Annotated in this window: 20 protein-coding genes; 14 read left to right on the top strand and 6 right to left on the bottom strand. The window is 71.7% G+C overall.

Features of this window, described 5'->3' with window-relative positions; all coding sequences use genetic code 11:
* The first annotated feature begins 124 nt into the window (after positions 1 to 124).
* Positions 125 to 1,255: a YcaO-like family protein gene (locus ACIBKY_RS32310; RefSeq protein ID WP_397102531.1), complete on the top strand. Its 1,131-nt coding sequence runs from the start codon at positions 125 to 127 to the stop codon at positions 1,253 to 1,255.
* The gene (locus ACIBKY_RS32315; protein WP_397102533.1) at positions 1,243 to 2,910 is read left to right on the top strand and encodes a TfuA-like protein; all 1,668 of its coding nucleotides are present in this window, start codon (positions 1,243 to 1,245) and stop codon (positions 2,908 to 2,910) included. Before ACIBKY_RS32310 ends, ACIBKY_RS32315 begins: the two co-directional genes overlap by 13 nt.
* Here ACIBKY_RS32315 and ACIBKY_RS32320 read toward each other — a convergent pair.
* Genes ACIBKY_RS32320 through ACIBKY_RS32335 form a run of 4 tightly spaced genes read right to left on the bottom strand, consistent with a single transcriptional unit; the run spans position 2,885 to position 8,871 of the window.
* Complete coding sequence (locus ACIBKY_RS32320; protein ID WP_397102535.1) at positions 2,885 to 4,201, bottom strand: asparagine synthase-related protein; 1,317 nt, start codon at positions 4,199 to 4,201, stop codon at positions 2,885 to 2,887. The genes ACIBKY_RS32315 and ACIBKY_RS32320 overlap by 26 nt on opposite strands.
* 35 nt (positions 4,202 to 4,236) lie before the next feature.
* A complete protein-coding gene (locus tag ACIBKY_RS32325; protein WP_397102537.1) occupies positions 4,237 to 5,676 on the bottom strand; it encodes an asparagine synthase-related protein in 1,440 nt (479 codons plus the stop codon).
* Positions 5,673 to 7,475, bottom strand: a complete 1,803-nt coding sequence (locus tag ACIBKY_RS32330; protein WP_397102539.1) for an alpha/beta hydrolase family protein — start codon at positions 7,473 to 7,475, stop codon at positions 5,673 to 5,675. Before ACIBKY_RS32330 ends, ACIBKY_RS32325 begins: the two co-directional genes overlap by 4 nt.
* Before the next feature lies 1 nt (position 7,476).
* Positions 7,477 to 8,871 (bottom strand): asparagine synthase-related protein, encoded by a 1,395-nt coding sequence (locus tag ACIBKY_RS32335; protein ID WP_397102541.1) that lies wholly within the window; start codon positions 8,869 to 8,871, stop codon positions 7,477 to 7,479.
* 368 nt (positions 8,872 to 9,239) lie between these two features.
* Here ACIBKY_RS32335 and ACIBKY_RS32340 point away from each other — a divergent pair, with 368 nt between their 5' ends.
* The 11 genes from ACIBKY_RS32340 to ACIBKY_RS32390 all read left to right on the top strand — a co-directional run bounded on the left by ACIBKY_RS32340 (position 9,240) and on the right by ACIBKY_RS32390 (position 20,969).
* Positions 9,240 to 10,967: an AMP-binding protein gene (locus ACIBKY_RS32340; protein ID WP_397102543.1), complete on the top strand. Its 1,728-nt coding sequence runs from the start codon at positions 9,240 to 9,242 to the stop codon at positions 10,965 to 10,967.
* An 80-nt stretch (positions 10,968 to 11,047) separates the two neighbouring features.
* Positions 11,048 to 11,845, top strand: a complete 798-nt coding sequence (locus ACIBKY_RS32345; RefSeq protein ID WP_397102545.1) for a type II CAAX prenyl endopeptidase Rce1 family protein — start codon at positions 11,048 to 11,050, stop codon at positions 11,843 to 11,845.
* Positions 11,846 to 11,971: 126 nt separating this feature from the next.
* Positions 11,972 to 13,018 (top strand): YihY/virulence factor BrkB family protein, encoded by a 1,047-nt coding sequence (locus tag ACIBKY_RS32350; protein ID WP_397102547.1) that lies wholly within the window; start codon positions 11,972 to 11,974, stop codon positions 13,016 to 13,018.
* A gap of 159 nt (positions 13,019 to 13,177) precedes the next feature.
* The gene (locus ACIBKY_RS32355; protein ID WP_397102549.1) at positions 13,178 to 14,359 is read left to right on the top strand and encodes a lipid-transfer protein; all 1,182 of its coding nucleotides are present in this window, start codon (positions 13,178 to 13,180) and stop codon (positions 14,357 to 14,359) included.
* Positions 14,356 to 14,760: a MaoC family dehydratase N-terminal domain-containing protein gene (locus ACIBKY_RS32360; RefSeq protein WP_397102551.1), complete on the top strand. Its 405-nt coding sequence runs from the start codon at positions 14,356 to 14,358 to the stop codon at positions 14,758 to 14,760. Before ACIBKY_RS32355 ends, ACIBKY_RS32360 begins: the two co-directional genes overlap by 4 nt.
* Positions 14,757 to 15,122 (top strand): MaoC/PaaZ C-terminal domain-containing protein, encoded by a 366-nt coding sequence (locus ACIBKY_RS32365; protein WP_397102553.1) that lies wholly within the window; start codon positions 14,757 to 14,759, stop codon positions 15,120 to 15,122. Before ACIBKY_RS32360 ends, ACIBKY_RS32365 begins: the two co-directional genes overlap by 4 nt.
* Positions 15,119 to 15,904 (top strand): SDR family NAD(P)-dependent oxidoreductase, encoded by a 786-nt coding sequence (locus ACIBKY_RS32370; RefSeq protein ID WP_397102555.1) that lies wholly within the window; start codon positions 15,119 to 15,121, stop codon positions 15,902 to 15,904. The genes ACIBKY_RS32365 and ACIBKY_RS32370 overlap by 4 nt, the downstream gene beginning before the upstream one ends.
* On the top strand, positions 15,897 to 16,985 hold the full coding sequence (locus ACIBKY_RS32375) for an acyl-CoA dehydrogenase family protein (protein ID WP_397102557.1): 1,089 nt from the start codon (positions 15,897 to 15,899) through the stop codon (positions 16,983 to 16,985). The genes ACIBKY_RS32370 and ACIBKY_RS32375 overlap by 8 nt, the downstream gene beginning before the upstream one ends.
* Before the next feature lie 9 nt (positions 16,986 to 16,994).
* Positions 16,995 to 18,533, top strand: a complete 1,539-nt coding sequence (locus ACIBKY_RS32380) for a long-chain fatty acid--CoA ligase (RefSeq protein ID WP_397102559.1) — start codon at positions 16,995 to 16,997, stop codon at positions 18,531 to 18,533.
* A 13-nt stretch (positions 18,534 to 18,546) separates the two neighbouring features.
* Positions 18,547 to 19,683, top strand: coding sequence for a TetR/AcrR family transcriptional regulator (locus ACIBKY_RS32385; protein WP_397102561.1), 1,137 nt, complete (start codon positions 18,547 to 18,549; stop codon positions 19,681 to 19,683).
* A gap of 251 nt (positions 19,684 to 19,934) precedes the next feature.
* Positions 19,935 to 20,969, top strand: a complete 1,035-nt coding sequence (locus ACIBKY_RS32390; protein WP_397102563.1) for a TerC family protein — start codon at positions 19,935 to 19,937, stop codon at positions 20,967 to 20,969.
* A gap of 45 nt (positions 20,970 to 21,014) precedes the next feature.
* On the opposite strand, the gene ACIBKY_RS32395 is transcribed toward ACIBKY_RS32390, so the two are convergent.
* Positions 21,015 to 21,836 carry a serine protease gene (locus ACIBKY_RS32395; protein ID WP_397102565.1) on the bottom strand — a complete coding sequence of 274 codons (822 nt, stop codon included), beginning with the start codon at positions 21,834 to 21,836 and terminating at the stop codon, positions 21,015 to 21,017.
* A gap of 11 nt (positions 21,837 to 21,847) precedes the next feature.
* A complete protein-coding gene (locus tag ACIBKY_RS32400; RefSeq protein ID WP_397102567.1) occupies positions 21,848 to 23,323 on the bottom strand; it encodes an alpha/beta fold hydrolase in 1,476 nt (491 codons plus the stop codon).
* Between the two features lie 160 nt (positions 23,324 to 23,483).
* On the opposite strand from ACIBKY_RS32400, the gene ACIBKY_RS32405 reads away from it, so the two are divergent.
* Complete coding sequence (locus tag ACIBKY_RS32405; RefSeq protein ID WP_397102569.1) at positions 23,484 to 24,653, top strand: alpha/beta fold hydrolase; 1,170 nt, start codon at positions 23,484 to 23,486, stop codon at positions 24,651 to 24,653.
* Positions 24,654 to 24,773 lie beyond the last annotated feature (120 nt).

The following is a 24,773-nucleotide window of genomic DNA, read 5'->3' on the forward strand; positions in this document are numbered from 1 at the left end:
ACCGGGATGCGGCAATAAGGGGAAACTCATTTCTCATTCCTTTGTCAGGGAATTATCCGGCCGTTGGGCCGCCGAATGGGCGCGGCCGATCCGCAAGGAGTACCGCGACGGCACGGATCGGGCGGTGAGCCCGGCCGCGACCCTCGAACGGGTGTCGCCCGCCATGGCCGCCGCCGGAATCACCCGCGTCGCGAACGTGACCGGAATGGACCGGATCGGGATCCCGGTCTGGTGCGCGATCCGTCCCGCCTCGCGCAGCCTGGCCGTCTCCCAGGGCAAGGGCGTCACGGCCGAAGCCGCGAAGGTCTCCGCGATCATGGAGTCGCTCGAGCTGTGGCACGCCGAGACCCACCACCTCCCGCTCCGCTACGACAGCTTCCGCGCGCTGGCCGGCCGCGGCGAGGCCGTACTCGACCCGATGACCCTCGTCCGCTGCCCCTGCAGCGGGTACGACCCGGACCGCGCGATGCGCTGGATACGCGGCTGGGACCTGATGAAACGTGAGCCGGTCTGGGTGCCGTACGAGGCGGTGCACTGCGACTGGCGGGTGCCGATCGCGCCGGGCGACCACTCCGTGCAGAACGGCTCCAACGGCCTGGCCTCCGGCAACAGCCTCATCGAGGCCGCCGTCCACGCCCTGTGCGAGCTCGTCGAACGTGACGCCATCGTCGCCGCGCAGGATGCCGGTGACATGTTCGCCGCCCGGCGGATGGTGCGGCCGGAGTCGATCACCGACAGCGGCTGCCGGGCTCTGCTCGAACGTTTCCGCCAGGCCGGGATCGACGTGCTGATCTGGGACCTGACCTCGGAGGCCGGGGCGCCCGTCTTCAACTGCCTGGCCGTGGAGACCGACACGCCCTGGTACCACCCGCTGCCCCAGACGCAGGGCTCCGGCTGCCATCCGCGCCGGGCCATCGCGCTGTCGCGCGCCCTCACCGAGGCGGCGCAGGCCAGAGCGACGGTGATCGTGGGGTCGCGCGACGACATCGGCCGCGAGCGGCAGACCTGGTACTTCGACCCGGAGCAGCGGCGCGCCGTCGGCGACGCGACCGCCGACCGGCCCGCGCACGACTACGCCGGGACGCCCGACGTCGACCACCCGACGACCAACGAAGACCTGGACTGGCTGGTGGCCAGGCTGGAGGCCACGGGTGCGACCTCGGCCGTGGTGGTCGACCTGACGATCGAGGATCTGGGTGTGCCGGTGGTCAAGGCGGTCGTGCCCGGACTGCGGTGGCGGCCATGGGAAGAGTGAGGCCCGCGGACCGGCGTCCGCCGGTGGTGTTCCTGGGGCCCACGCTGCCGGTCGAGGAGGCCGCGCGCATCCTGCCCGCCGACTACCGCCCGCCCGCCGAGCTCGGCAGCGTCTACCGCGCCGCCCGCGAGCGCCCCGCCGCCATCGGGATCGTGGACGGGTACTTCGAGCGCGTCCCCGCCGTCTGGCACAAGGAGATCCTCTACGCCCTCTCGCTCGGCATCAGGGTGTACGGCGCGGCGAGCATGGGCGCGCTGCGGGCCGCCGAACTGGCCGCGTTCGGCATGATCCCGGTGGGCGAGGTGGCGGAGCAGTACCGCCTGGGCCTGCTGACCGACGACGACGAGGTGGCGGTGCTGCACGCCCCGGCGCAGGGTGGATACCGCCCGATGTCCGAACCCATGGTCAACATCAGGGCGACGCTGGCGGCGGCCGTACGGGAGGAGATCCTCGACGCGGACGTCGCCGCGGCGCTGGCGGCGCGGGCGAAGGACATGTACTACCCCGACCGGGACTGGACGGCGCTCCTCGACCTCGCCGCCGGTTCCGAGGCCGCGGCGCACCTCGACCGGCTGCGCGCGTGGCTGCCCGGGGGCGCCCTTGACCAGAAGAGGCTGGACGCCGAGCGGCTGCTGGCCGAGATGGGACGGTGGCTCAGGTCGGGAGCCGGCCCACCCTCGACGCCGGCGTGGCCGTTCGAGCAGACGGAGAACTGGGGGGAACTCGTCGTGGGCGACGGGCACCCGCCGTCGGGAGCGGCCCACGGTGACAGGCGAAAGGAGTCCAGGGCAGTGAACGGTGACAGCGAGAGGCAGGGGGACGGCCTGCCCGCCGGGAGGACGATCCGCGCGGCCGAGGTGCCCCGGCGCCGGGCCGCTGACATCGGTGACGTGCGAGAGCTCGAACGGGCCCGCCGGCCGGTCCTCCTCGAAGGCGCCCTGGACGGCTGGCCGGCCCTGGACCGCTGGAACCCCGGCTACTTCCGCGAGCGGGTCGGAGCGACGCGGGTGCCCGTCGAGTTCTACCCGTCCGGCTCCTACTACGGCAGCTGGGTGCAGTCCTACCTGCGCATGGACCGCTACCTCGACATCCTCACCTCACCCGGGGAGGCGGAGCGCTGCTACCTCGCCCAGGCGCCGCTGCTGGACCTGCTGCCGGAGCTGGCGGATGACCTCTCGGTTCCCGGCTGCCTGACCGGGGCGCCGGAGCTGGGGCTGGCGTTCTTCCTGGGCCGCGACACGGTGACCGCGCTGCACTACCACAGCAGCGAACAGGCCCTGCTGTGCCAGGTGAGCGGGGCCAAGGACGTGCTGTTGTATCCGCCGGAGGACCATCGGTACCTGAACTTCCATCCGTGGTACTCCTACCGGTTCAACTTCAGCCGTATCGACTTCTCCGCCGTGTCGGAGGGGCCGGGCTCGCCGCTGCGGTGCACCGTACGGGCGGGTGAGGCGCTCTACATCCCTCTCTACTGGGGGCACCTCGTCGAAGGGCCGGGCACCACCTCGTCGGTGACGTTCTTCTGGCAGCCCACCACCGGGCGCACCGGGCCCGCACCCGGCATGCGGCTGCGCTCCGCCCTGGGCGGGGCCGTACGGCGCCGCTTCGTGAGCCCGTTCGGCGAGGCGTTCAACCGCCGTTTCGGCCTGGGCTGACCCGCCCGTACCCCGACAGCCACTCCTCCAGGATCGTCAGCCTGGTCCCGACGTCCGCCGGAATGTCCTCTCCCGGAGCCAGCAGCCCGAGCCCGCGGCACAGCGGGTACTCGCCGGCCGCGCCGGGGATCACGCCGGAGGCCGGGGGAAGGGGTGGGGCGGGGATCGCGCCGGACGGCGGGGGAGGGGACGTGGCGGGGAGCGCGCCGTGGGCGGCAGGCGGGACGAGCGAGATCAGCAATCTGTTGCGTCGCAGGTGGGGCGTTGGCCGGCGGGCGTCGTAGCGGGCGCTCGGGGGCAGCCGCAGCGCCCACGCGGTGAAGCCGGGATCGAGGAACGGCGCCGCGCGCGGGACCGGTGCCGCGGCGGCCACCGAGGCCGGATATGGGCCGGCGAAGCGTGCCAGGCGGGCCCGCACGTAAGCGCGGGCCGGGTCGGGATCGCCGGCCAGGTCTTCGGCCAGCCGGCTGACCCAACCGGCCGTCCACGCCTCCACATGGGCGCGCAGGTCCGGCGCGAGGACACGCGGCGCCCCGCCCAGCACCTGCGCGAACGGCTCCTGGGTCACCTGGAGGCGGGCGCGCAGCCGCCGGGCAGCCGCGCCCCGTCCCAGCACGGAGGTGGCGTCCGCGAGCGCTGCGGCGACGCCCTCCACCTGCCACCGATCGGCCAGCCCACGACCGGCGGTCCGCAGATCCGCGAGCCCGGTGGGCCCGGATCGCAGCAGCTCTTCAGCGCCGTCCGGGGTGAGGATCACCGTCGCCCCGAGCCGCGCCGCCCTGGCCTCGGCCGCCCGCACCAGCGGCGTCCGCCCGAGGTCGGGCGCGACAGGGTTCCACCCCGCGCGATCGCGCCGGTCGAGCAGCCGGTCTGCTTCCGCCAGAAGGAACCGGTGGCGCCCGCCCAAGAGCGCGATGGCCTGCTGAGCCTGCACGGACACGCTCGCGCCCCGTGGGTCGGGATGGTCGGCCACCACAACTGTCACCTCGGCCCCCACCACGCGCCCGGCCGTGTCCGCCGCCGCCAGCAACGCCGTCGCGCCCAGGCTCCCGTCATGCAGGACAGCCACCGTCCGATGTGACCCGACCGCCCGCCGGACGGCCTCCACGAGCCGCTCACCCAGCCCACGCGGATCGGCCGCACCGGGATTGGCCTTGCCGGGCAGGTCGTCATCGGTGGAGCCCTGCTCGTTCGTGTCGGCGTCCAGCCACGGTGAGGCGGGGTAGACCCCCAGCGCCAGCGACGGACGCGACAGGTACAGCGCCAGCGCGCCCACGTCGATCCTGCCCACAGCGCTCACCGGAACGCCCGGGACAGGCTGGGCGGTCACGCCGTCGCCCCGATCCCGGCCGCGTGTGCCCCGCGCTCCTCCGCGCCGCGCAGCCACAGTTCGACCGCGCTGGCCGTGGCCACCTCGAACGTGTCCCCGCACCGCGTGCGCCAGTCCGGCCGCAGCAGCCCACGCTCCACGGCCAGCGACGGTTCCACGCGCGTCAGCCGCCAGTACCGGGCGTACGACCGCGAGCCACGCTGCCGGTACGGCGGCAGCACGGAGCCGATCCCGTCCGGGAGCAAGTCCGTGACCAGGTGTTTCCTGCGCAGGTACTCGCTCTCGTAGGCCGAGGAGTAGCGGGCGGCCGCGGGCAGGTGCAGGGCGTACTCGGCGAAGGCCGGGTCGTAGAAGGGAGCGGCCTCGGGCAGTTCGGTGGCCGGTACCACGACGTCGTACGGGAAGGTGCGGTGGATCATCAGCGCCTCCGCCCAGGACATGCCCGCCTCGGCGGCGATCCTCGCCGACTCCCGCCGGTAGTCGCGCTCCCAGGCGCAGGCCGCCTCGTGGACCTCCTCGGTCAGCAGGGCGGAGCCGGGTTCACGTGTCCGCTGCGGCCAGGCCGTCGGCCAGTAGAGGGCGGAGGAGATCCCCCGGTGCAGCCCGCCGGCGAGGACGGCCGTCAGCTCACGCAGGGGAGGCCCGCCGCCGGCCGCGGCGTCCTTGAGGTAGGCGGCCAGATCGCCGAAGGCGCCCCGGCCGGCCAGGCGCGCGGCCATGTATCCGGGCGCCTCCAGCAGCTGGTCGGCGCCGCTGCCGTGGAGCAGGACCTGCGCTCCCGCGTCGGCGGCGAGCTCGGCCATCCCGCGGTGCAGCCGGGGAAAGCCGTCGAAGCGCGGGCCGTGCTCGCACCAGTCCGGCTCCGGCCACCGGCGGGGGGCCGTGCCCACGCGCAGGTGGAGGCAGCGCAGCCCGAGGAAGTCCAGCAGCCGGTCCACGACCACCTTGGGGCGGCGCCCCCGGTCGTCCGGGATGTCCATGGTGACGGTCAGCAACCGGCGGCCGGTACGGCGGCAGAGCCGGGCGGTGACGGCCAGCAGCGCGGCGGAGTCGAGCCCGCCCGAGGTGGCGACCGCCACGTGCTCCCGGTCGCCGATCGCCCGCTCGACCGCGGCTTCGAGCCGGTCGCGCAGCTCGCCTGGGCGGGCATGGCCACGGGGACGGGGCGGCGCGTGCCGTACGCGTTCGAGACCGGCCCACGGCGCGGCGGGAAACAGGTCGGTGCTCAGCGCCGGCCAGGTGAACCAGGTCGCCAGCGCGGCCAGGGAGTAGGCGCCGGTGGAGGGGCTCGCGGCGCGTTCCGAGCCGGTCTCCCGGTAGGCCGGGCCGGTCACGAACGGCGCGAGCCTGTCGGGGGCGGCGACGTAGCGGAAGGTCGGACGCTCCCCGGCCGCGGCCCGCGGCGGTGTCAGGTGCGTGTCCTGAGGGCTGGTCATGTGGGCCTCCCTGCGAGGTGGAACGCGAGCTGGCGGCCGACCACGCGGGCGAGCCGGATCCGGTTGGCGGGGCTGGTGATGCCGTGGCCCTCGCCGGAGAGCAATAGGCAGTGGTGGGGATGGCGATGCCCGGCGAGCGCGGCGGCCATGGTGGTCGCGTGGGTGCGGGGGACCAGCGGGTCGTCCCGGCCGTGCACCAGCAGCACCGGCGTATGACAGCCGGCGGCGTGGGTGAGGGGCGAGCGGGCGCGCAGGCGGCCGGCGTCGTCGTCCGGGTCGCCCACGCGGTGCAGGAAATGCGCCCGCTCGTGGTGCGACGACGCCTTCACGTGCCGCAGGAAGGCCACCAGGTCGGTGGGCGCGCAGATGGCCACGGCCAGCGCGAACGCCTTCGGCCGGGCGGTCGCGGCCATGAGCGCCGCGTACCCGCCGTACGACTGGCCCATGATGGCCACCCGGTCCGGGTCGAGGTGCCCTTCCGCGACGGCCCAGCGCAGCGTGTCCTCCAGGTCGTCGTGCATCGCGCCGCCCCAGTCGGCACGGCCGAGGTCCAGGAAGCGCGTGCCGTACCCCTCCGAGCCGCGGAAGTTGACGCGCAGGGACGCGTACCCCAGCTCGGCCAGCCACTGGGCCTGCGCGGACAGGCCCCACGCGTCGCGCGACCACGGGCCGCCGTGCACAAGCAGCACACCGGGGTACGGCGGTGCGCCGCCGGCCGGAGTGACCAGGTAGCCGTCGAGCACGAGGCCGTCGCGGGCGGGAACGGCCACGGTGGTGGTGGGCGCGAGCGCCCGCCGGTTCGCCCTGCGCGTGAGGCGCGGCTTCGGGAGCTCCGGGGTGACGGGGTGCGCGGTGCCGTCGCCGCGGTCCCACAGCAGGTGCCGGGGCGCGGACTCGCCGTCGTCGACCTGTACGAGCCAGACGGTGTTGTCCCTGGTCAGGCCCAGAAGTTCGAGCTCGCCCGGATGACGGGAGGTGAAGGCGGACAGGCCGGCGGCGAGCTCAGGTACGAGCGCCCGGAGCTCCTGGCGGGCTCCCGACACCAGCGCCAGCTGCGGGGCGCGCGTCGCCGGATGCAGCACGACGTCGAGGTCGTGCTCGCCGTCCTCCAGGACGGTCCGCGTCCTGCCGGTACGCAGGTCGAGCAGGCGTACGCCGAGGAAACCGTCGCGGCAGGGGCCGGACAGGTAGAGGCCCAGCCCGTCCGCGGTGACGTCGACGGGGTGGGTGACCAGGGAGCCGGGTGGCCGGGATCGCCACACCTCATGCCAGGTGTCCGCCTGCGCCGCGTACACGACGAGCGAGCCGTCTTCGGTGCGGGCGGTGGCCGCGCACGGCCGGTCACCGGCGTCGCTGAACAGGCGCCCGGCCGTGCCGGGCGCGGGCACACGACGTGCCGGCCCGCCGGGCGAGGACAGGACGTGCCAGGCCGGCCGCCCGTCCGCGCCGGTGCCGCCGAGCAGCAGGCTCCGCCGCCGCGGCTGGTCGCGGTCCACGACGTGGATCCGGTCGAGGTCCTCCGGCGTGACGTCGGCCGTCCGTCCGATGGCCTCGTCGTGGACGATCACCCGTTCGGTACGGCCCGCCACGACCGCGACCAGCGCGCCGCTTCCGGGCAGCCACGCGTGGTCCACGATCCGGGCGCGACCGGGCCGGAGCGTGCGCACGCCGTGTTCCCGGCGCCAGACGAACAGGCCCGGCCTGCGCTCGCTCTGCCAGCTCACCGCCCGGCCGTCGGGGGACAGGGCGAGGTTGACGGCAGGTTCCGCGCCGAACCACCTGCGTGCCGCGCCGTTCATGCTAGGGGGCGCTCACCGGCTCGGCGCCGGCTTCCAGCGCGCCGGCCACCCACCGCTCCACGTTGCGCACCACGATGGGCAGCCGCGGATGGACCCGTTCCAGGTCGAGCCGGTCCATGGGCCGGATCAGTCCCAGTTCCTCGATCAGCGGCGGTCGCTCGGGCAGCACGTCGAGCACGTAGCGCCGGAAGGCGTCGGAGTAGCTCTGCTTGTATCCCGGCAGCATCGGGCGCAGCGCGGCGGGCAGCAGCCGCAGGTGCAGCGCCTTGTACCACTGGTACGGGTACGGTCCCTCGGCCCGGAACCGGGTGGCCGGCGGCAGCCCGAAGGCGTAGCGCACGAACCGCTCGTCCACGAACGGGGAGCGCTGCCGGATCGGAGCGCCGAGCGGATGCGCGTCGTAGGCCCAGGGGAAGATGGAGTCACGCAGGCTGGCCGTCGTCCAGTCGCCGCCGGCCTCCCGGAACGACTCGAACCTGTCCGCCAGCCAGCCCTCGGTCCAGCCCTGGACCGACTTCCGGTAGCGGTCCGTGAGCACCGATGGGCGCCCGCTGTTGACGACGTCGCGCAGCGCGGTCGCCACGTAGAGCTGGAAGGAGAGGTGCGGCGGCAGCCGCCGCGCCGCGATCGCGGCCGCCTCGCCCGCCACCTCCACCAGGGAGTCGGCCTGGCCGAAGCTCGTGAGGTAGCTGCGCAGGTCCCGCCACCTGCGCCCGCGTGCCAGCGAGGCGGACAGGTGGTTCCAGGCGCCGAGCACCTCGTCGCCGCCCTGGCCGCTGAGCAGGACGCTCGCCCCGATGTCCGCGGCGTGATCCACGGTGGCCTGGTGCAGGCGCGTGTAGTAGTCGTGGCGTGGGCCGAGCGGCGACCACCGAGGCTCGGGCAGCGCGTGCCACTCGGCGGGCAGGACGTGCAGGTCGCAGGAGATGTCCACGGCCCGGAGCTGGCGGTGGACGAGGGAGGCGGTGGCCTTTCCGAACTGGTCGCGCAGGTTCCATACGACCGCGCTCAGCCGCCGTCCCTCCCGCCGCGTCTGGCGCCAGGCGTGCGCGAAGACGGCCCACGAGTCCATGCCGCCCGAGAGCAGGACCACGGCGGACTCCGCGTCACCGAGGCAGCGCGAGACGGCCGCGGCGAACTCCTCGCCCAGTGCCGCGTCGTCGGTGGAGCCCAGCGGGGGAAGGTCGAGAGGCGGGCGGTGCCGTACCACGCCCTCCCAGGGGCTCTCGGGCGGGAACTCCGCCTCGAACGGCAGCCCGTCCAGAAGCAGCGCCAGCCGCTCCAGTGAGAACCGTTTCGCCGAGGTGACCAGGCGCAGCGGATCACTGTCGAGCGCGCCGTCCTCCGGCCGCAAGTAGAGGGGCTCGGACAGTGCGTCCGAAACCCCTCCAGTCATGCTGGTTTCTGATCGCAAGGAACAGTTACCGGCTCTTGTTCAGCATCTTGCGGGATGCCCGGAACGTTGACCAGAACTCGGACACCGCCCGGACATTGCGGCGGACGGCCGATTCTTTCGGCTGCACGGCGTTGGCGACGAGAAGATTGCCGCCGCACCGGCGCACGCCACCACAGCTGTCACGTGGTAGGTCGCTGTGCCCCATTTCGTACCTCCTATCGGTGCGAATTTCGAGGCTGATTCTTAGAAATAGCGGTAATAGCGTCAATGATGAACATTTATCCCAATTGGGTGGTCTGATCACGGCGACTTGCGGTGCGTATGGTGAGACGATCGGCCGGTACGCCATGCGCGGGGAGGGACCACAGTTGCCCGGGTTACTGCATGACGTCCTCGCCCGGAGGGCGGCCGCCCACCCGGCGGCGCCGGCGTTCACCGTCGACGGGGTGGGCACACTCGACTACCTGAGCTGGCATCTGGGTGCGCGGAGGGTCGCGGCGGGTCTTTCCGCCCGCGGAGCGCGGCCGGGAGAGCGGGTGGTGCTCGCCTTCGAGGACGGCGACTGGCTCCGTTTCGTCACCTGCTTCATGGGCGTGCTGGCGGCGGGCGGGGTGGCCGTCCCGGTACGCGCCCCCGTTCCCCCGGCGCACCTGTCGTCCACCGCCGCCCAGGTGGGCGCGGCCGGCCTGGTCGCCGGGGAAGAACCCCGGGGGGCGGCCTTCGGCGGATGGCTGGCGAACGCCGCCGACCTGACCGCCACGCCACCGTCGCCGGAGACGACGCCCCGCGCGCAGACCGATCCGGCGGCGGTGATCCTCACGTCCGGCACCACGGGCGCGGCCAAGGCCGTGCTGAGCAGCCACAGCTCCCTCACCGACGACTGGCAGCAGGACGGCGAAGTACCGGCGGCCCAGCTCAACGCCCTGTTCACCTCCGTGGCGATCGGCACGAACGCGGCGCAGTCCGTGCTCAAGAGCTGCCTGATCAACGGCGTGCACGTGGTGCTCGGCCAGCCGTTCGCGCCGGAACGGCTGGCCGCGCTGATCGACGGGCATCGGGTGAGCGCCATGAGCCTGGTGCCGACCACCGCGCGGCTCGCCGTGGCCGCGCTGCGCGGGCAGGGACGCGCACCGGCGCGGATCCGGTCGGTGGTGTCGTCCTCGGCTCCGCTGGACCAGCCCACCGTGGACGGCCTCGCCGAGGTGTTCCCGCGGGCGGAGATCTTCAACGTCTACACGATCGCCGAGGGAGGCGCCGGGCTTCAGCACCGGTGCCTGCCCGGCCACCCGCCCGCGCTCGGCCGGCTGGGCCGGGACGCGCGCGTGGTGGACGGCACGGGCCACGACGTGGCCCCCGGGCAGGTGGGGGAGCTCTGGCTGCGCGACACCGGCCCGGCGCTGAACTACCTGGAGCCGCCGGGCACCGCCGAGACGGGCACGCGCTACCTGGCCGACGGCTGGATCGCGACCGGCGACCTGTGCCGGCTCGGCGACGACGCCCTCGTGTACTTCGTGGAACGAGCCGACGACGTCATCGTCTCCGGCGGCCTGAACATCGCCTCCGCGACCGTCGAGGCCGCGCTGCGCACCCATCCGGCCGTGCGGGAGGTGGCCGTGTTCGGTGTGCCGCACGCCGCGCTCGGCCTGGCCGTCGCGGCGGCGGTCGTCCTGGAGGCGCCCGGCGAACCGGTGGCCGGGCTGCGCGACCACTGCGCGCGGCGGCTGCCGGGCAGTCACGTGCCGGTGGACATCGTGGTGCTCGATGAACTGCCCGTCACACCCAACGGCAAGGTCCGCAAGCGGCTGCTGGCCGAGGACCACGTCCGCGCGGGCCGGGCCGAGGCGACGGTGGCGCAGGCGCCCGGCGACGAGGTGGAAAGGACGGTCTTCGCCGCCTTCCGCGCCACCCTGGCCGCCGGGCCGATCCAGCGGGACAGCGACTTCTTCCGGCTGGGCGGCCACTCCCTCCTGGCCACGCGGCTCGCCGCCGAACTCGAACGCCGTACCGGGCGGAGCGTCAAACCCGCGCTGGTCCTGCGCCATCCCCGGGCGGGAGACCTGTCCGACGCCCTGCGCCGGGCATGGCTCACTCCGTGATCCGCCCCTTGCACGGTGACCGGTAGCCGTGTCAGAGCGATGTCAGGTCCGTGTCGGGTCGCGGAGCCAGACTTCCCGGCATGAACACATCAACGCGGCCCCCGGCCGAAACGAAAGGCTTCGTCGCGAAGCTCCTCGCCGACCGTCACTCCGTCCCGTTCTCCATCGCCCTGCACCTGGTTCCCGGCGCGTTCATCGTCGCCGTGTACGCGTTCGCCGCCGCCCCCCTGGTCCGGGCGGCGGGTTACCCGATCTTCATGGCCTGGGCCATCGCCCTCGCGGTCGTGCTCTTCCCGCTCCAGTTGTTCCTGCTGTGGCTGGGCAAGAAGCGGACCGGCCGCTTCACGATGAAGGATGTCGTCCGCTACCACGACAGGCCACTCTCGCGCCGTAAGGTCTTCTGGCTCGGAGCCGCGTGCCTCGTGTGGATGACCGTGGTCTCGCTCTCGCTGACCCCGCTGGACAACCTCGTCTACGACTGGTTCTTCACCTGGGTGAACTACCAGGGCGCCGGCCCCGACGGCACCACCTACCTCCAGGGCTACTCGCCGGACCTCGTGCTCACCACGCTGCTCATCTGCGCGCCGTTCACCGGCTTCACCCTGCCCCTGATCGAGGAGTACTACTTCCGCGGCTTCCTGCTGCCCCGTCTCCCGCAGCTCGGCAAGTGGGCCCCGTACTTCAACACCTTCTTCTTCTCCGTGTACCACTTCTGGGCCCCTTGGACGGTCCTGTCGAAGCTCGTCTTCCTCTACCCGGGCGTCTGGCTCGCCTGGAAGGAGAAGGACATCCGCGTCTCGATCGCCATGCACCCCGGCTCGGCGTTGCTGATGACCGTGGTGGGCGTCATCGCCCTCGCCTCCGGTTACAAGATGTGAACCCGCCCTCCCGCCCCCGCCGCCATCACCGTTCTTCCTCGACGGTGATGGCGGCGGCCGTCGTCCCGCCCCGGATGACGCCATCGCACGGCCCATGACGCGCCCCGCACGGGGTAGTGCGTCAGGATGGCAGCCGGTAGGTGGGGCAAGGGGCTCGCGGCATGGTGGGCGGGCGCCCGTCGCCGGCACGGCTGGCTGGATCACCTGGTTCGCGCGGTGGTGCGCTACGACGAGACCGACGGCGGACGTCTCTCCGCCGCCCTCACCTACTACGCCTTCTTCGCCACCTTCGCCCTGGCCCTGCTGGGTTTCGCCATCCTCGGGCACGTCCTGGACGACCCGGCGGTCCTGGAGGCCGTGCAGGACTACCTGGCGGGAAACTTCCCCCGCCTCGACGTCCAGGCGCTGCTGAACGCGAGAGGTACGGCGGGCCTGCTCGCCCTCGTCGGCCTGGTCCTGGCCGGCCTGTTCTGGATGGACACCCTGCGCTCGGCGAGCAGGGCCATCTGGCGGGTGCCGGAGTATCCGGGCGGCTTCTGGTTGCGCCAGCTGATCGACCTGGGCGTCCTGGCCGGTCTCGGCCTCCTGCTCGCCGTCTCGCTCACCCTCGCCTTCGGCGCCAAGACACTGCTGACCTGGCTGGCCATGCGCACCGTCGGGGTCGACGCCTTCCCCGCCCGCTGGCTGCTGGACGGCGCCGCCTTCATGCTCGGCGTCGGCGTGAACACCCTGCTGGCCATCGCGCTGCTCAGCGCCCCACCCCGGCTGCGGGTACGGCTGCGCCGCCTCGCCGGCCCGGCGCTGCTGATCACCATCGGCGTGGAGATCCTCAAGTCCCTCGGCCAGTTCTTCCTCAATCTCACCGCGGCCAACCCCGCCTATCAGGTGGTCGCGGGCGCGGTCGGCATGCTGCTGTTTCTCAAGGTCGTCAACCAGCTCATCCTCTTCGCCGCCGCCCTGGCCGCCACCAGCGACAACGGCCACGTCACCGACCTGGCCATCCGGCCGCGGGAGCGTCAACCGGCAAAGCCTCGCACGAACGGTGAGCACGTCTCCACAGGACCCCGCTCGGCCCCCGGCGCCCGCCGCGAGCAGACAGTGCTCAAGCGGAAGGAGGCCCGTCCCGGCCGGGACCGGCCCCGAGGCACCGGTGCGGGCCAAGGACCGGGTTGAGACGGCCGGCCCCGCCGGTGAGCGGAGCCCGCCAGGGGGTCCGGCCCGCGAGCACATCCGGTTCGTAAATCACTGATAGGCCATCTGGTCACCATAACCTCTTGACACAGAGCCATGCTTGCCAAAAAGTAAATGGTGATTAGTGTCTGGAGGAGAGCGATGCGAGTCAGTGTGCTCGGTGTGGGGATGATCCCATTCACCACACCCGGAGCGAGCGAGCCGTACGACGTCATGGGGGAGAAGGCGGCCAGGGCCGCTCTCGCCGATGCGGGGATCGGCTACGACCAGGTCCAGCAGGCCTACGTCGGCTACGTCTACGGCGATTCCACCAGCGGGCAGGCCGCGCTCTACGGCCTGGGCCAGAGCGGCATCCCGATCATCAACGTCAACAACAACTGCTCGACCGGCTCCTCCGCGCTCTGGCTGGCCAGGCAGGCGGTGGCCGGCGGCGAGGTCGAATGCGTGCTGGCTCTCGGCTTCGAGCAGATGCGCAAGGGCGCGCTGCGAACGGTGTGGGACGACCGCCCCCAGCCGATGTCGCGCAGCGCCGCCACCATGGCCGGCATCCAGGGTGCCGACGAGAAGGCGCCCTTCGCCGCCCAGTACTTCGGCGGCGCCGGCCGTACCTACGCCGAGCGGTACGGCACCCGCCCCGAGACGTTCGCGAAGATCTCGGTCAAGGCCCGCAGGCACGCCGCGCACAACCCCTACGCCGTCTTCCGCGACCCGCTCACCGAGGAGGAGGTGATGGCCTCCCCGCACATCTACGGGCCGCTGACCAGGCTTCAGTGCTGCCCACCCACCTGCGGGGCGGCGGCGGCCGTACTGTGCTCAGATGACTTCGCCCGGCGTCACGGACTCGTCCCGGACGTCGCGATCAGGGCGCAGGCGCTGACGACCGACACCCCCAGCACGTTCGGCGAGGGCGACATGATGAAGGTCGTCGGCTACGACATGACCGCGAACGCCGCGCGCTCCGTCTACGAGAGCGCCGGCGTCGGTCCCGAGGACGTCGGGGTCGTCGAGCTGCACGACTGCTTCACCGCCAACGAACTCATCACCTACGAGGCGCTGGGGCTGACCCCCGAGGGCACCGCCGAGCGGTTCGTCATGGACGGCGACAACACCTACGGCGGGCGTGTGGTCACCAACCCCAGCGGCGGGTTGCTGTCCAAGGGACACCCCCTGGGCGCGACAGGTCTCGCGCAGTGCGCCGAGCTGGTCTGGCAACTGCGGGGACAGGCCGGCGCGCGCCAGGTCGACGGGGTACGGCTGGCGCTGCAGCACAACCTGGGCCTCGGCGGCGCCTGCGTCGTCTCGCTCTACGAGAAGCTGACATGAGCACCGTCGAGGTCGAGCGCGGCAGGCTGCGCTTCTTCGCCAAGGCCACCGGCCAGAGCGACCCGCTCTACACCGACGTCGAGACGGCCGTGAAGGCCGGGCACCCCGACCTGCCGGTGCCGCCGACGTTCCTGTTCTGCCTGGAGATGGAGTGCCGGGACGACACCTTCGCCTTCCTGACCGAGCTGGGCATCGACCTGCGCAAGGTACTCCACGGCGAGCAGGGCTTCACCTACCACGCCATGGCATACGCGGGCGACACGCTGACCTTCGACGGCGCGCTCACCGGCGACTACACGAAAAAGGGCGGCGCGTTGCGCTTCCTGGTCAGGACCACCACGGTGACGCGCGACGGCGAGCCGATCGCCGACCTGACGAACACGATCGTGGTGACCTCATGAGGCTCGAACTCCCGGCGATCAGCCGGACGACGCTGGCGCTGTACGCGGGTGCCTCAGGCGACCACAACCCGATGCACATCGACCTGGACGTCGCACGCGGCGCGGGCGCGCCCGACGTCTTCGCCCACGGCATGCTCTCGATGGCCTACCTCGGACGGCTGCTGACCGGCCTGGTTCCCCAGGAGCGCATCCGCTCCTACGCGGTGCGCTTCACCGCCATCACACCCCTGTACGGCAGGCCCGTCTGCGAGGCCACCGTGACCGGTGCCGAAGACGGGCTGACCCACCTCGACCTGACCGTCACCCTGGCCGACGGCGCCCTCACGCTCAAAGGCCAGGCGATCATCGAAGGAGCACTGTGAAGCTGAACGGCAAAGCCGCCATCGTCACCGGATCTGGCCGGGGCATCGGCCGCGCGATCGCGTTGAAGCTGGCCGCGGAAGGCGCGTCGGTCGTGGTCAACGACCTGGACGCCGAGCCCGCCGAGGAGACGGTGGCGGCGATCAAGGCGGCCGGCGGGGCGGCGGTCGCCTGCCCCGGCAGCGTCACCGAGCCCGGCTTCGGCGAGCGGATGGTGGACACCTGCGCCGAGTCGTTCGGCGCCCTCGACATCATCGTCAACAACGCCGGCTACACCTGGGACAACGTCGTGCAGAAGATGACCGACGACCAGTGGGACGCCATCCTCGACGTCCATCTGAAGGCGCCGTTCCGGATTCTCCGGGCGGCGCAGCCGTACCTGAAGGCCCATCCCGTCGAGCACCACCGCAAGGTGGTGAACATCTCCTCGATCGCGGGCCTGGGCGGCAACGCCGGCCAGGCCAACTACGCGGCCGCCAAGGCGGGCGTGGTCGGCCTGACCAAGACCATGGCCAAGGAGTGGGGCCGCTACCGGGTGAACGTCAACGCGGTGGCGTTCGGCCTCATCGAGACCAGGCTGACCCAGGACTCCTCGATCGAGGTCGAGGGCCAGGAGATCAAGGTCGGGGTGAACGCGAACCTGCTGGCGACGATGAAGCTGATGATCCCGCTCGGCCGCGGCGGCACGCCCGAAGAGGCGGCGGGCTCGGTGTTCCTGCTCTGCCTGCCCGAATCCGACTACGTCAGCGGGCAGGTCCTTGTCTGCGGCGGCGGATATGAGTAACGGCCTGCTGCGCGAGACGGCACGCGCCTTCCTCAAGGCCGAGGCCGTGCCGCACCTGGAACGCTGGGAGGCCCAGCATCACGTCGACCGCGACTTCTGGCGCAAGGCGGGCGAGGCCGGGCTGCTGTGCTGCTCGATCCCCGAGGAGTACGGCGGAGGCGGCGGCACCTTCGCCGACGACCTGGCGGTGCTACAGGAGCAGGCCAGGATCGGCGACTCGGGCTGGGGCAACGCGGTGCACAGCGGCATCGTCGCGCACTACATCCTGGCCTACGGCACCGAGGAGCAGAAGCGGCGCTGGCTGCCGCCCATGGCCACGGGCGAGGTCGTGGGCGCGGTGGCGATGACCGAGCCGGACGCCGGCTCCGACCTGCGCGGCATCCGCACGAAGGCGGTGCGCGACGGCGACGACTACGTGGTCACCGGGTCCAAGACCTTCATCTCCAACGGCGGCTGCGCCGACCTGGTCATCGTGGTGGCCCAGACCGGCAACGGCATCTCCTTGGTCGTCGTGGAGCACGGCTTCAGGCGCGGACGAGTGCTCGACAAGATCGGCATGCCCGCCGCGGACACCTCCGAGCTGTTCTTCGACGAGGTCAGGGTGCCCGCGGCGAACCTCCTGGGCGTCGAGGGGCGCGGTCTCGGCCACCTCATGCAGCAGTTGCCGCAGGAGAGACTGATCATCGGTGTGGTCGCCGTGACCGTCGCCGAGCGGGCACTGGAGGAGACCGTCGCCTACGTGAAGGAGCGGCAGGCGTTCGGCCAGTCGCTGATGGCGATGCAGAACACCCGCTTCGAGCTGGCAGAATGCGCCACCCTGACCAGGGTGGGCCGGGTGTTCGCCGACTCCTGTGTCGAACTGCACCTGCGCGGCGAGCTCGACGCCACCACCGCCTCCATGGCCAAGTGGTGGCTCACAGAGGTGGAGTGCCAGGTCGTCGACCGATGCCTGCAGCTGTTCGGGGGATACGGCTACATGCGCGAGTACCCGATCGCGCGCATGTACGCCGACGCGCGCGTCCAGAAGATCTACGGCGGCGCGAACGAGGTCATGAAGGAACTCATCGCCAGATCCCTGTAGGAGCACGACATGTACCTGACCCAAGGGCTGCATCGGGCCCTTCAGCAACGTCCCGGCAGCCCCTATACCGTCTTCGGCGACAGGACCCGGACCGTGCGCGAGTCGGCGGACCGCGTCGCCAGGCTGGCGGCCGCGTTGCGCGCGCTCGGCGTCGCGGCGGGTGACCGGGTGGCGATGCTCGCGCTCAACTCCGACCGTTTCCACGAATACCTGCTGGCCACATGGTGGATCGGCGCTGTGGTGAACCCGGTGAACATCCGCTGGGCGCCGCCGGAGATCCGCTACTCGCTGGAGGAGTCGGACTCGCGGGTGCTCCTGGTGGACGACGCGTTCGCCGCCGTGGCGCCCATGTTCGCCGACGTACTCGACGTCGTCATCCACTGCGGCGAGCGGCCCGCCCCGGACGGCATGCTCGCCTACGAGGACCTGCTCACCACCCACCAGCCGATCGAGGACTCGCGTACGGGCGGCGACACACTGGCCGGGATCTTCTACACCGGCGGCACCACCGGCTTCCCCAAGGGCGTCATGCTCAGCCACGCCAACATGATCACTTCGGCGCTGGGCAGCCAGGCGGGCGGCAGCTTCACCGTCCCCGGCGGGCGGCTCCTGCACGCCGCGCCGATGTTCCACCTGGCCGCCCTGTCCGCGTGGACCGCGCAGAGCCTCGTCGGCGGCACCCACGTCATCATCCCCATGTTCGAGCCCGTGGCCGTCATGCAGGCGATCGAGACCCACCGCGCCGACAGCGGCGTACTCGTTCCGGCGATGATCCAGCTGGTCGTCGACCACCCCGCGCTGGACGAGCACGACCTGTCCGACTTCAGGACCGTCCTGTACGGCGCCTCGCCCATCCCCGCGTCCCTGCTCACGCGGGCCATGAACGCCTTCCCCGGCGCCGGGTTCGTCCAGGCCTTCGGCATGACCGAACTGTCGCCCGTGGCCACGCTCCTCACCGCCGCCGACCACCGCGACGGGACCAAGCTGCGCTCCGGCGGCCGGGCGGCCCCGCACGCCGAAGTCCGCATCGTCGACCCCGAGGGCCGGGAGGTGCCCCGCGGCACGGTCGGCGAGGTGGTGGTGCGCGGCGGCCACGTCATGCTCGGCTACTGGGACAAACCTCAAGAGACCGCCCAGGCGTTGCGCGACGGATGGATGCATACCGGCGACGGCGCCTACATGGACGAGGACGGATACGTCTACATCGTCGACCGGCTCAAAGACATGATCGTCTCGGGCGGGGAGAACGTCTACTCCGCCGAGGTGGAGAACGCCCTCGCCCAGCATCCCTCCGTCGCCGCCTGCGCCGTGATCGGCGTGCCCGACCCCGAATGGGGCGAGCGCGTGCACGCCGTCGTGGTACTCAGATCCGGCTGTACGGCAAGCGCCGAAGACCTCCGGGCGCACGCCAAGAACCTGATCGCCGGGTACAAGGCTCCGCGCAGCGCCGAGTTCGTCAGCGAACTGCCCCTCTCCCCGGCCGGCAAGATCCTCAAGCGGGAGCTGCGCCGGCCGTACTGGGAAGGCGCCGACAGGGCGGTCACCTGAGACAATCGGCGCGATGACCACGACCAGGCGGCGCCCGCGCGACCGCAAGCAGCAGATCCTCACCGCGGCTCTCGATCACTTCCATCGGTCCGGCTTCCACGCCACCGGCATGGACGAGATCGCCAAGACCGTCGGGATCACCGCGGGCGCGCTCTACCGCCATTTCCGTGGCAAGCGGGAACTCCTCGGCCAGGTCGTACTCGACGGGCTGGCCCGGCTCGAATCCGCCCTGGCCGAGGCCACGCCGGACGAGGTCGTGGGCACGCTCGCCCGCTACGTGCTCGACCACCGCCAGCTCGGCGTGTTGTGGCGGCGGGAGGCCAGGCACCTGTCCGCCGCCCAGGCCGTCGGGGTGCGCGAGCATCAGCGGGCGATCCACCAGCGCGTCGCCGGACTGCTCGACCGGCCACAGGACGAGGCGGACCTGCTGGCCTGGGCGGTGCTGAGCGCACTGTCCAGCCCCTCCTACCACGCCGTCGAGCTGCCCAGGGCACGCTACGAGAGCCTGATGGCGGAGATCGGGCAGGCGCTGCGCCACACCTCCCGGCTGAGCCCGGCGGGGCCGGGCGCGGTGAGGAAGAACGCGGGGCTGGCCCGCACCTCGCGCAGGGAGACGCTGCTCGCCGCGGCGACCACGCTGTTCCACGAGCGCGGCTACCAGGCGGTCGGCATGGAGGACATCGGCGCGGCGGCGGGAATCGCCGGACCCAGCGTGTACAACCACTTCGGCAGCAAGGCCGAGATCCTCATCACCGCGCTCAACCGGGCCAACGACGGCCTGCAACTGGCGCTGGCCCAGGCGCTGACGTCCAGCTCCGGCCCGCGCGAGGCCCTGGAGGCGGTGCTGCGTTCCTACGTGGACAACACCCTGGCGCACAGCGAGCTGAACGCGATGCTGGTCACCGAGGTCATGCACCTGCCCGGTGAACAGCTCCGCGCCATGCGCCGCGCCCAGCACGACTACATCCTCGAATGGGTCGGCCTGCTGTCCGCCCAACGCCCCGAGCTGACCCAGGACGAGGCCAGGGTGCTCGTCCAGAGTGCGATGACCCTGGTCAACGATCTGTCCTTGAGCACCAGGGCCCGTTCGCGCGCGCACCTGGCCGGCGAGCTGACGGGGCTGTCGCTCGACGTCCTGGGCCTGGCATAGGCGCGCACGCGGCCACCAGCGCATCGGAGCGCGCGGGCTCGATCGCGTACCCAACGTCTCGGTCGGTGAGAGGGGGATGTCGGACAGCTGCATTCGGTATGTAAGATCGCAGGCGAAGTGGAGGGGAGTACTCCTTCGCGGCCGCGTCGTCATCACGGACCCGCCCCCGGGGCCCGGCGCGGTCGGTCCGCGAACTCGCGGGCGGAGAAGACCTCCGACGGACGTGCCAACGCCAAGTCGGAGGAGCTTTCATGCCCCCACCCTTGCCCGTGCCCGCCTGGCTGTGGGCGGCCACCATCGCCGCCCTGCTCGGGCTGATCCTGCTCGATCTGATCATCGTCAACAGGAGACCCCACAAGGTCACGATCGCCGAGTCGGCGCGGTGGATCGCCTTTTACATCGGCTGTGCCGTCGCCTTCGGCGCGGCCGTGTGGATCTTCGGCGGCGACGACCACGCGGCTTCCTACATCACCGGCTACATCACCGAGTACACGCTGAGCGTGGACAACCTGTTCATCTTCATGCTCATCATGGCGAACTTCGCCGTCCCCGCCATCCACCAGCATCGCGTCCTGCTCATCGGGATCGTGATGGCGCTGGTCATGCGTGGTGTCTTCATCGCTGTGGGCGCGCAGGCCGTACAACGTTTCAGCTGGGTGTTCTGGCTCTTCGGCGGCATTCTCATCTACACCGCGTGGAAGTTCGCCTTCGACAGCAAGGACGACGACGAGTACGACCCCAACGGCGGCGTCGTCCGGCTGGTGCGCAAGTTGTTCCCCGTCACCGACGACTACCACGGCTCACGGCTGACCATCAAACAGGACGGCCGCCGCCTGCTGACCCCGATGTTCATCGTCATCATCGCCATCGGCGGTGCGGACCTGGTCTTCGCGGTCGACTCGATCCCCGCGATCTTCGGCATCACCCAGGACGCCTACCTGGTCTTCGCCGCCAACGCGTTCGCGCTGATGGGGCTCAGGCAGTTGTACTTCCTGCTCGGCGGCCTCGTGGAGAAACTCGTCTATCTCACGTACGGCCTCGCCGTCATCCTCGCGTTCATCGGCGCGAAACTCGTCCTGCACGCGCTGCACGAGAATGAGCTGCCGTTCATCAACGGCGGCGAACACGTCACCTGGGTTCCTGAGATCAACAACTGGATATCGCTGGGAGTCATCGTCACCGTCCTCGCCGTCACAACGGTGGCCAGCCTGGTCAAGTCCAGGCGCGACAGCCGCAGGACCACCGAGCCGGCCGTGCCCGCGCACGCCGACAGGCCGAGCGACTGACGAGGGGGCGGGCCCGCCGACCGGCGGCGGGCCCGCCCCCTCGGATCATCGTCCCGGTCTGGGCAGCAGGCAGCCGGGCCGGTTCAGGTCGATCTTGTTTCCCGGCGCGACGCACGTGGTGAGCCAGTACGTCTGGGTACCGTAGGCGGTCGCCTTCTTCGCGGTGATGACGCCGTCGCGGTTCATCTCACACGGGTTGTTCAGCGTGCACCTGCCCCCGTCGCGGTTGCTGGTGTTGTTGATCCCGACGACCTCGCCGCTCGCCGCGTCGAGGACCGGGGAGCCCGAGGTGCCGGGGCCGGTCTTGCAGGCCGTCGTGTAGCGCAGGACGTCCTTGGTCATGTAGCCCGACTCCAGCACACGGTACGCGAGCCGGTCGATGGCGCACGAGTAGACCTTCTTCAGGCTGCCGGAGACCACCCGGACCTCCCTGCCCGGCTCCGGGCGCCGCGCCGAGATCGTGAGGGGGCGGATGCGGTGGTCCCGCTCCAGTTGCCGGTAGGTCGTGCCGAGCTGGTACAGCGCGACGTCGGTGCCGGTCATGGTCACATAGAGCGCTTTGGCGGCGTGCAGGGCGGCCGCGGGTCTGCCGGTGGCGTCGAGCACCTCGACCAGGCGGTGGGAGGGCCGGTCCACCAGAACCTCGTCGGGTACGGGCCACGCGCCCTCGTAGCAGTGCCCGTTCGTCAGGATGAGCGCCGGGTCGGCGGGGGTGGAGGCCGGCAGCCGTACCAGCGCTCCCGAGCAGCCGTTGACGTTGACGCTTCCGGCCAGGTCCTCGGTCGCGGCCTGCGCCGGGTGCGTCACCAGCGACAGGCTCAGAAGGGTGACGGTCAGCGCCGCGGTGATTCGTTGAAGTCTGCGCATGTCAGGTCCGTTCATTGCATGCCGGGGCAGGAGCCCCCGCTGGTGCGGCCGGTACGGAAGAAGTCGATCGCCTTCGCGGCGCAGGGCAGCCGGCTCAGCGAGCCGTGTATGTCGTCCTGGATCGTCAGCAGGGTTCCGCCGGCGGCCTTCGCGGCGTCCACCGCCCAGGCGTACGGCGTGACGGATTCGCCGACGTGGCCGGACAGTTGCAGCGGGCTGCTCCCCTTGACCGGCTGCCACGGGCGTGCGGGCCACGGCCATCCCGCGCACCAGCCGCCGAACTCGATTCTGCCGCCGGCGCCCGGGAAGCGTTGCCGGCGAGCCTCGGCGTCGGCCCACACCTGTTCGAAGTCGCGCCCGCCGGTTCCCTCGTTGCAGAAGATCGCGTTGTACTGGGTGGTGTTCATGCCCAAGGGCGCGTCGTCGAAGCCGTACACCTGCCCGGCGGCCGGGTCCGGCCGCGCCGATCGCGGGATGCCGCCCTCCCGGACGGTGGCCAGATCCCTGGCCGAGGCGGCCCAGCCGCCGGCGCCCACGCCGAGCAGCCCGCTGACCCACTCGCCGTCCAGCCGGGTGTCCTTGCCGTCCACCACCGGCTCGCGGTCGAGCCGGTCACGGAGGGCGAAGATCGTCGTGCGGACCGCGGCGGCGTCCGTCCCGAAGTGGTACTCGGCGTCGCGCCCGGCCAGCCAGGTCAGGAACCGCTCGAAGGACCTCTCGCCGACCGCGTCGGTGACGGCGTCCATGGCGGCGAGGTCCATGACGGGCGGCATCACCGAGTCCACCCACATCCGGTCCACCCGGTCGTCGAACATCGAGCGGTAGGTCAAGCCCACGGCGGTGCCGTACGACACCCCATAGAAACTGATCTTCGGCGCGTCGAGCGCCGCCCGGATCGCATCGACGTCACGGGCGATGTTCGATGTGGTCAACTGCCGGACGAAGTCGGGATCCATCGCGGCGCACCGCTTGTTGGAGGCGGCCATCCGGCTGAAGGCGGCCTTCGCCTTGGCCTTGGCGGACGCGCCGGGCGGCGGCTCGCCGGGGGAGCCCTCCTCGCAATTGATCTTGTCGCTGTAGCCCACGCCTCTGGGGTCGAACCCGATGAGGTCGTGGTCGGTGGCCAGCGTGCCTAGGCCGTTGGCCGCATACGTCGCCGAGGCGGTGATGTTGGAGATGCCGGGGCCGCCGGGGCTGATCACCAGCACGCCGCGGCGCCTGCCGGGGTCGGTGGCCTTGAGCCTGCTCACCGCGATCTTGATCGTACGGCCCCGCGGGTTCGCATGGTCCATCGGCACCGTCAGCAACGCGCATTCGGTCCCGGGGTCGTTCGCGACGGGCCAGTCCTTGGCCGTCGTGGCGCATCTCTTCCATGCCAAAGGCTCCGTCGCCGCGCCCGCCGTACCGGCCACAGGCGGCAGGCCGGTCAGGCACACGGTCGCGGCCAGCGTCAGCGCGGCACGTGAGAGATGACGAGTGCTGAGCATCGTCGCACCCTTCCGTGGTCCAGCCCGCGCGCCCCGTGGCACGCGAGGTACGCCGTCAGGCGCACTCCGGCCATCCTGGGCACCCCATGTATCCACACCGTGTCGGCCGCCCATCAGCGGTGTTTGACCTTGACGCGACGACAATGCCTAGCGTGGCGGCATGAAGAGAATCGGCGATCGACGGTACGGCGTCCGCCGTATCGGCCGTCCGGGTTTCGACCTCGCCTACGTCCGGGCGGGCAAGCCTGGCGCGACGCCGCTTCTGGTGATCCCGGGCGGCCCCGGCCTGGCCTCGGTTCTGCCCTACCGCCGCCTGCGGCGGATGGCGGCCGCGGGCGGCTTCGACGTCATCATGGTCGAGCACCGCGGTGTCGGGTTCTCCCGCCGCGACCGTGACGGCGTGGACCTGCCGTGGCCGGCCCTCACCATCACCGCGGCCGTCGAGGATCTGGTGGCGGTGCTGGACGCGTGCGAGGTGGAGCGGGCCGTGGTGTACGGCACCTCGTACGGCGGCCATCTCGCCCAGGTACTCGGTGCCACCCACCCCGGCCGGGTGGCCTCCATGGTGCTGGACTCGACCTATGCCTCGGTCACCGACTTCGACACCTGCCGCGACCACCTTCGGCGACTGCTGTGGGACGGCGCGGAGCCGGGTACGGCCGGCGTGGCCGCGACGCTGCGCAGGCTGGTGGCGTCCGGGCCGGCCCTCGCCGAGGAGGCCGGCACCGTGGTGCCCCTGGTCTATGAGATCGGTGGAGTGCCGCTGCTGAGCAAGCTACTGGCCGCCATGGCCAAGGGACGGCGGCGGCTGTGGAACCGGCTGGCCGCCCTGATCACGGCAGAGCTCACCCGGGTGCGCCCGTACTTCATGGAGTTCGACCTGGCCGGAGTGATCTACTTCCGCGAGGCGTACGCGCAGAAACCGGACGGGCGCCCGCTCGATCCGGCGATCGCCTACGCCGGAATCGCCGGCCGCTACCCGGCGTTCGCCGGCGAGCCCATCGACGTTCCCGCGGCCCTGCCGGGCTTCACCTGGCCGGTGGCCGTGCTGTCCGGTGCCCGCGACCTGCGCTCGGTCCGGTCCGTCGCCGAGCGGATCGGCGACCTGGTCCCGGACGGCGTTCTGGTGCCGTTCGACAGCCTGGCTCACAGCATCCTGGACTCCCACCCCGCCGCGGCTCTGGCCGTCGCGAAGGCCGTGGCCCGCGGCGATCATCACCTTCTCCCGCCTCTGGCGAACGGACTGGCGGCACGACGCGGCGGCGGCCGGGCCCGCCTGGCCGCCACCGCCCTGCACGTCTCACTCGCCGTCACCAGCCCCGGCAGGTAGCCCCGCGTCCGAGCGACCTCACCCGCCACCTGCTGAGCTCCCTGACGCGACCACCGTCGTCCGCTGACTGGCGGACGGCATGGGTCTGGTCATCAGTGGGCAAGATCCGTTCCCTCCGGG

Source organism: Nonomuraea sp. NPDC050394 (assembly GCF_044459065.1).
Taxonomy (GTDB): Bacteria; Actinomycetota; Actinomycetes; order Streptosporangiales; family Streptosporangiaceae; genus Nonomuraea.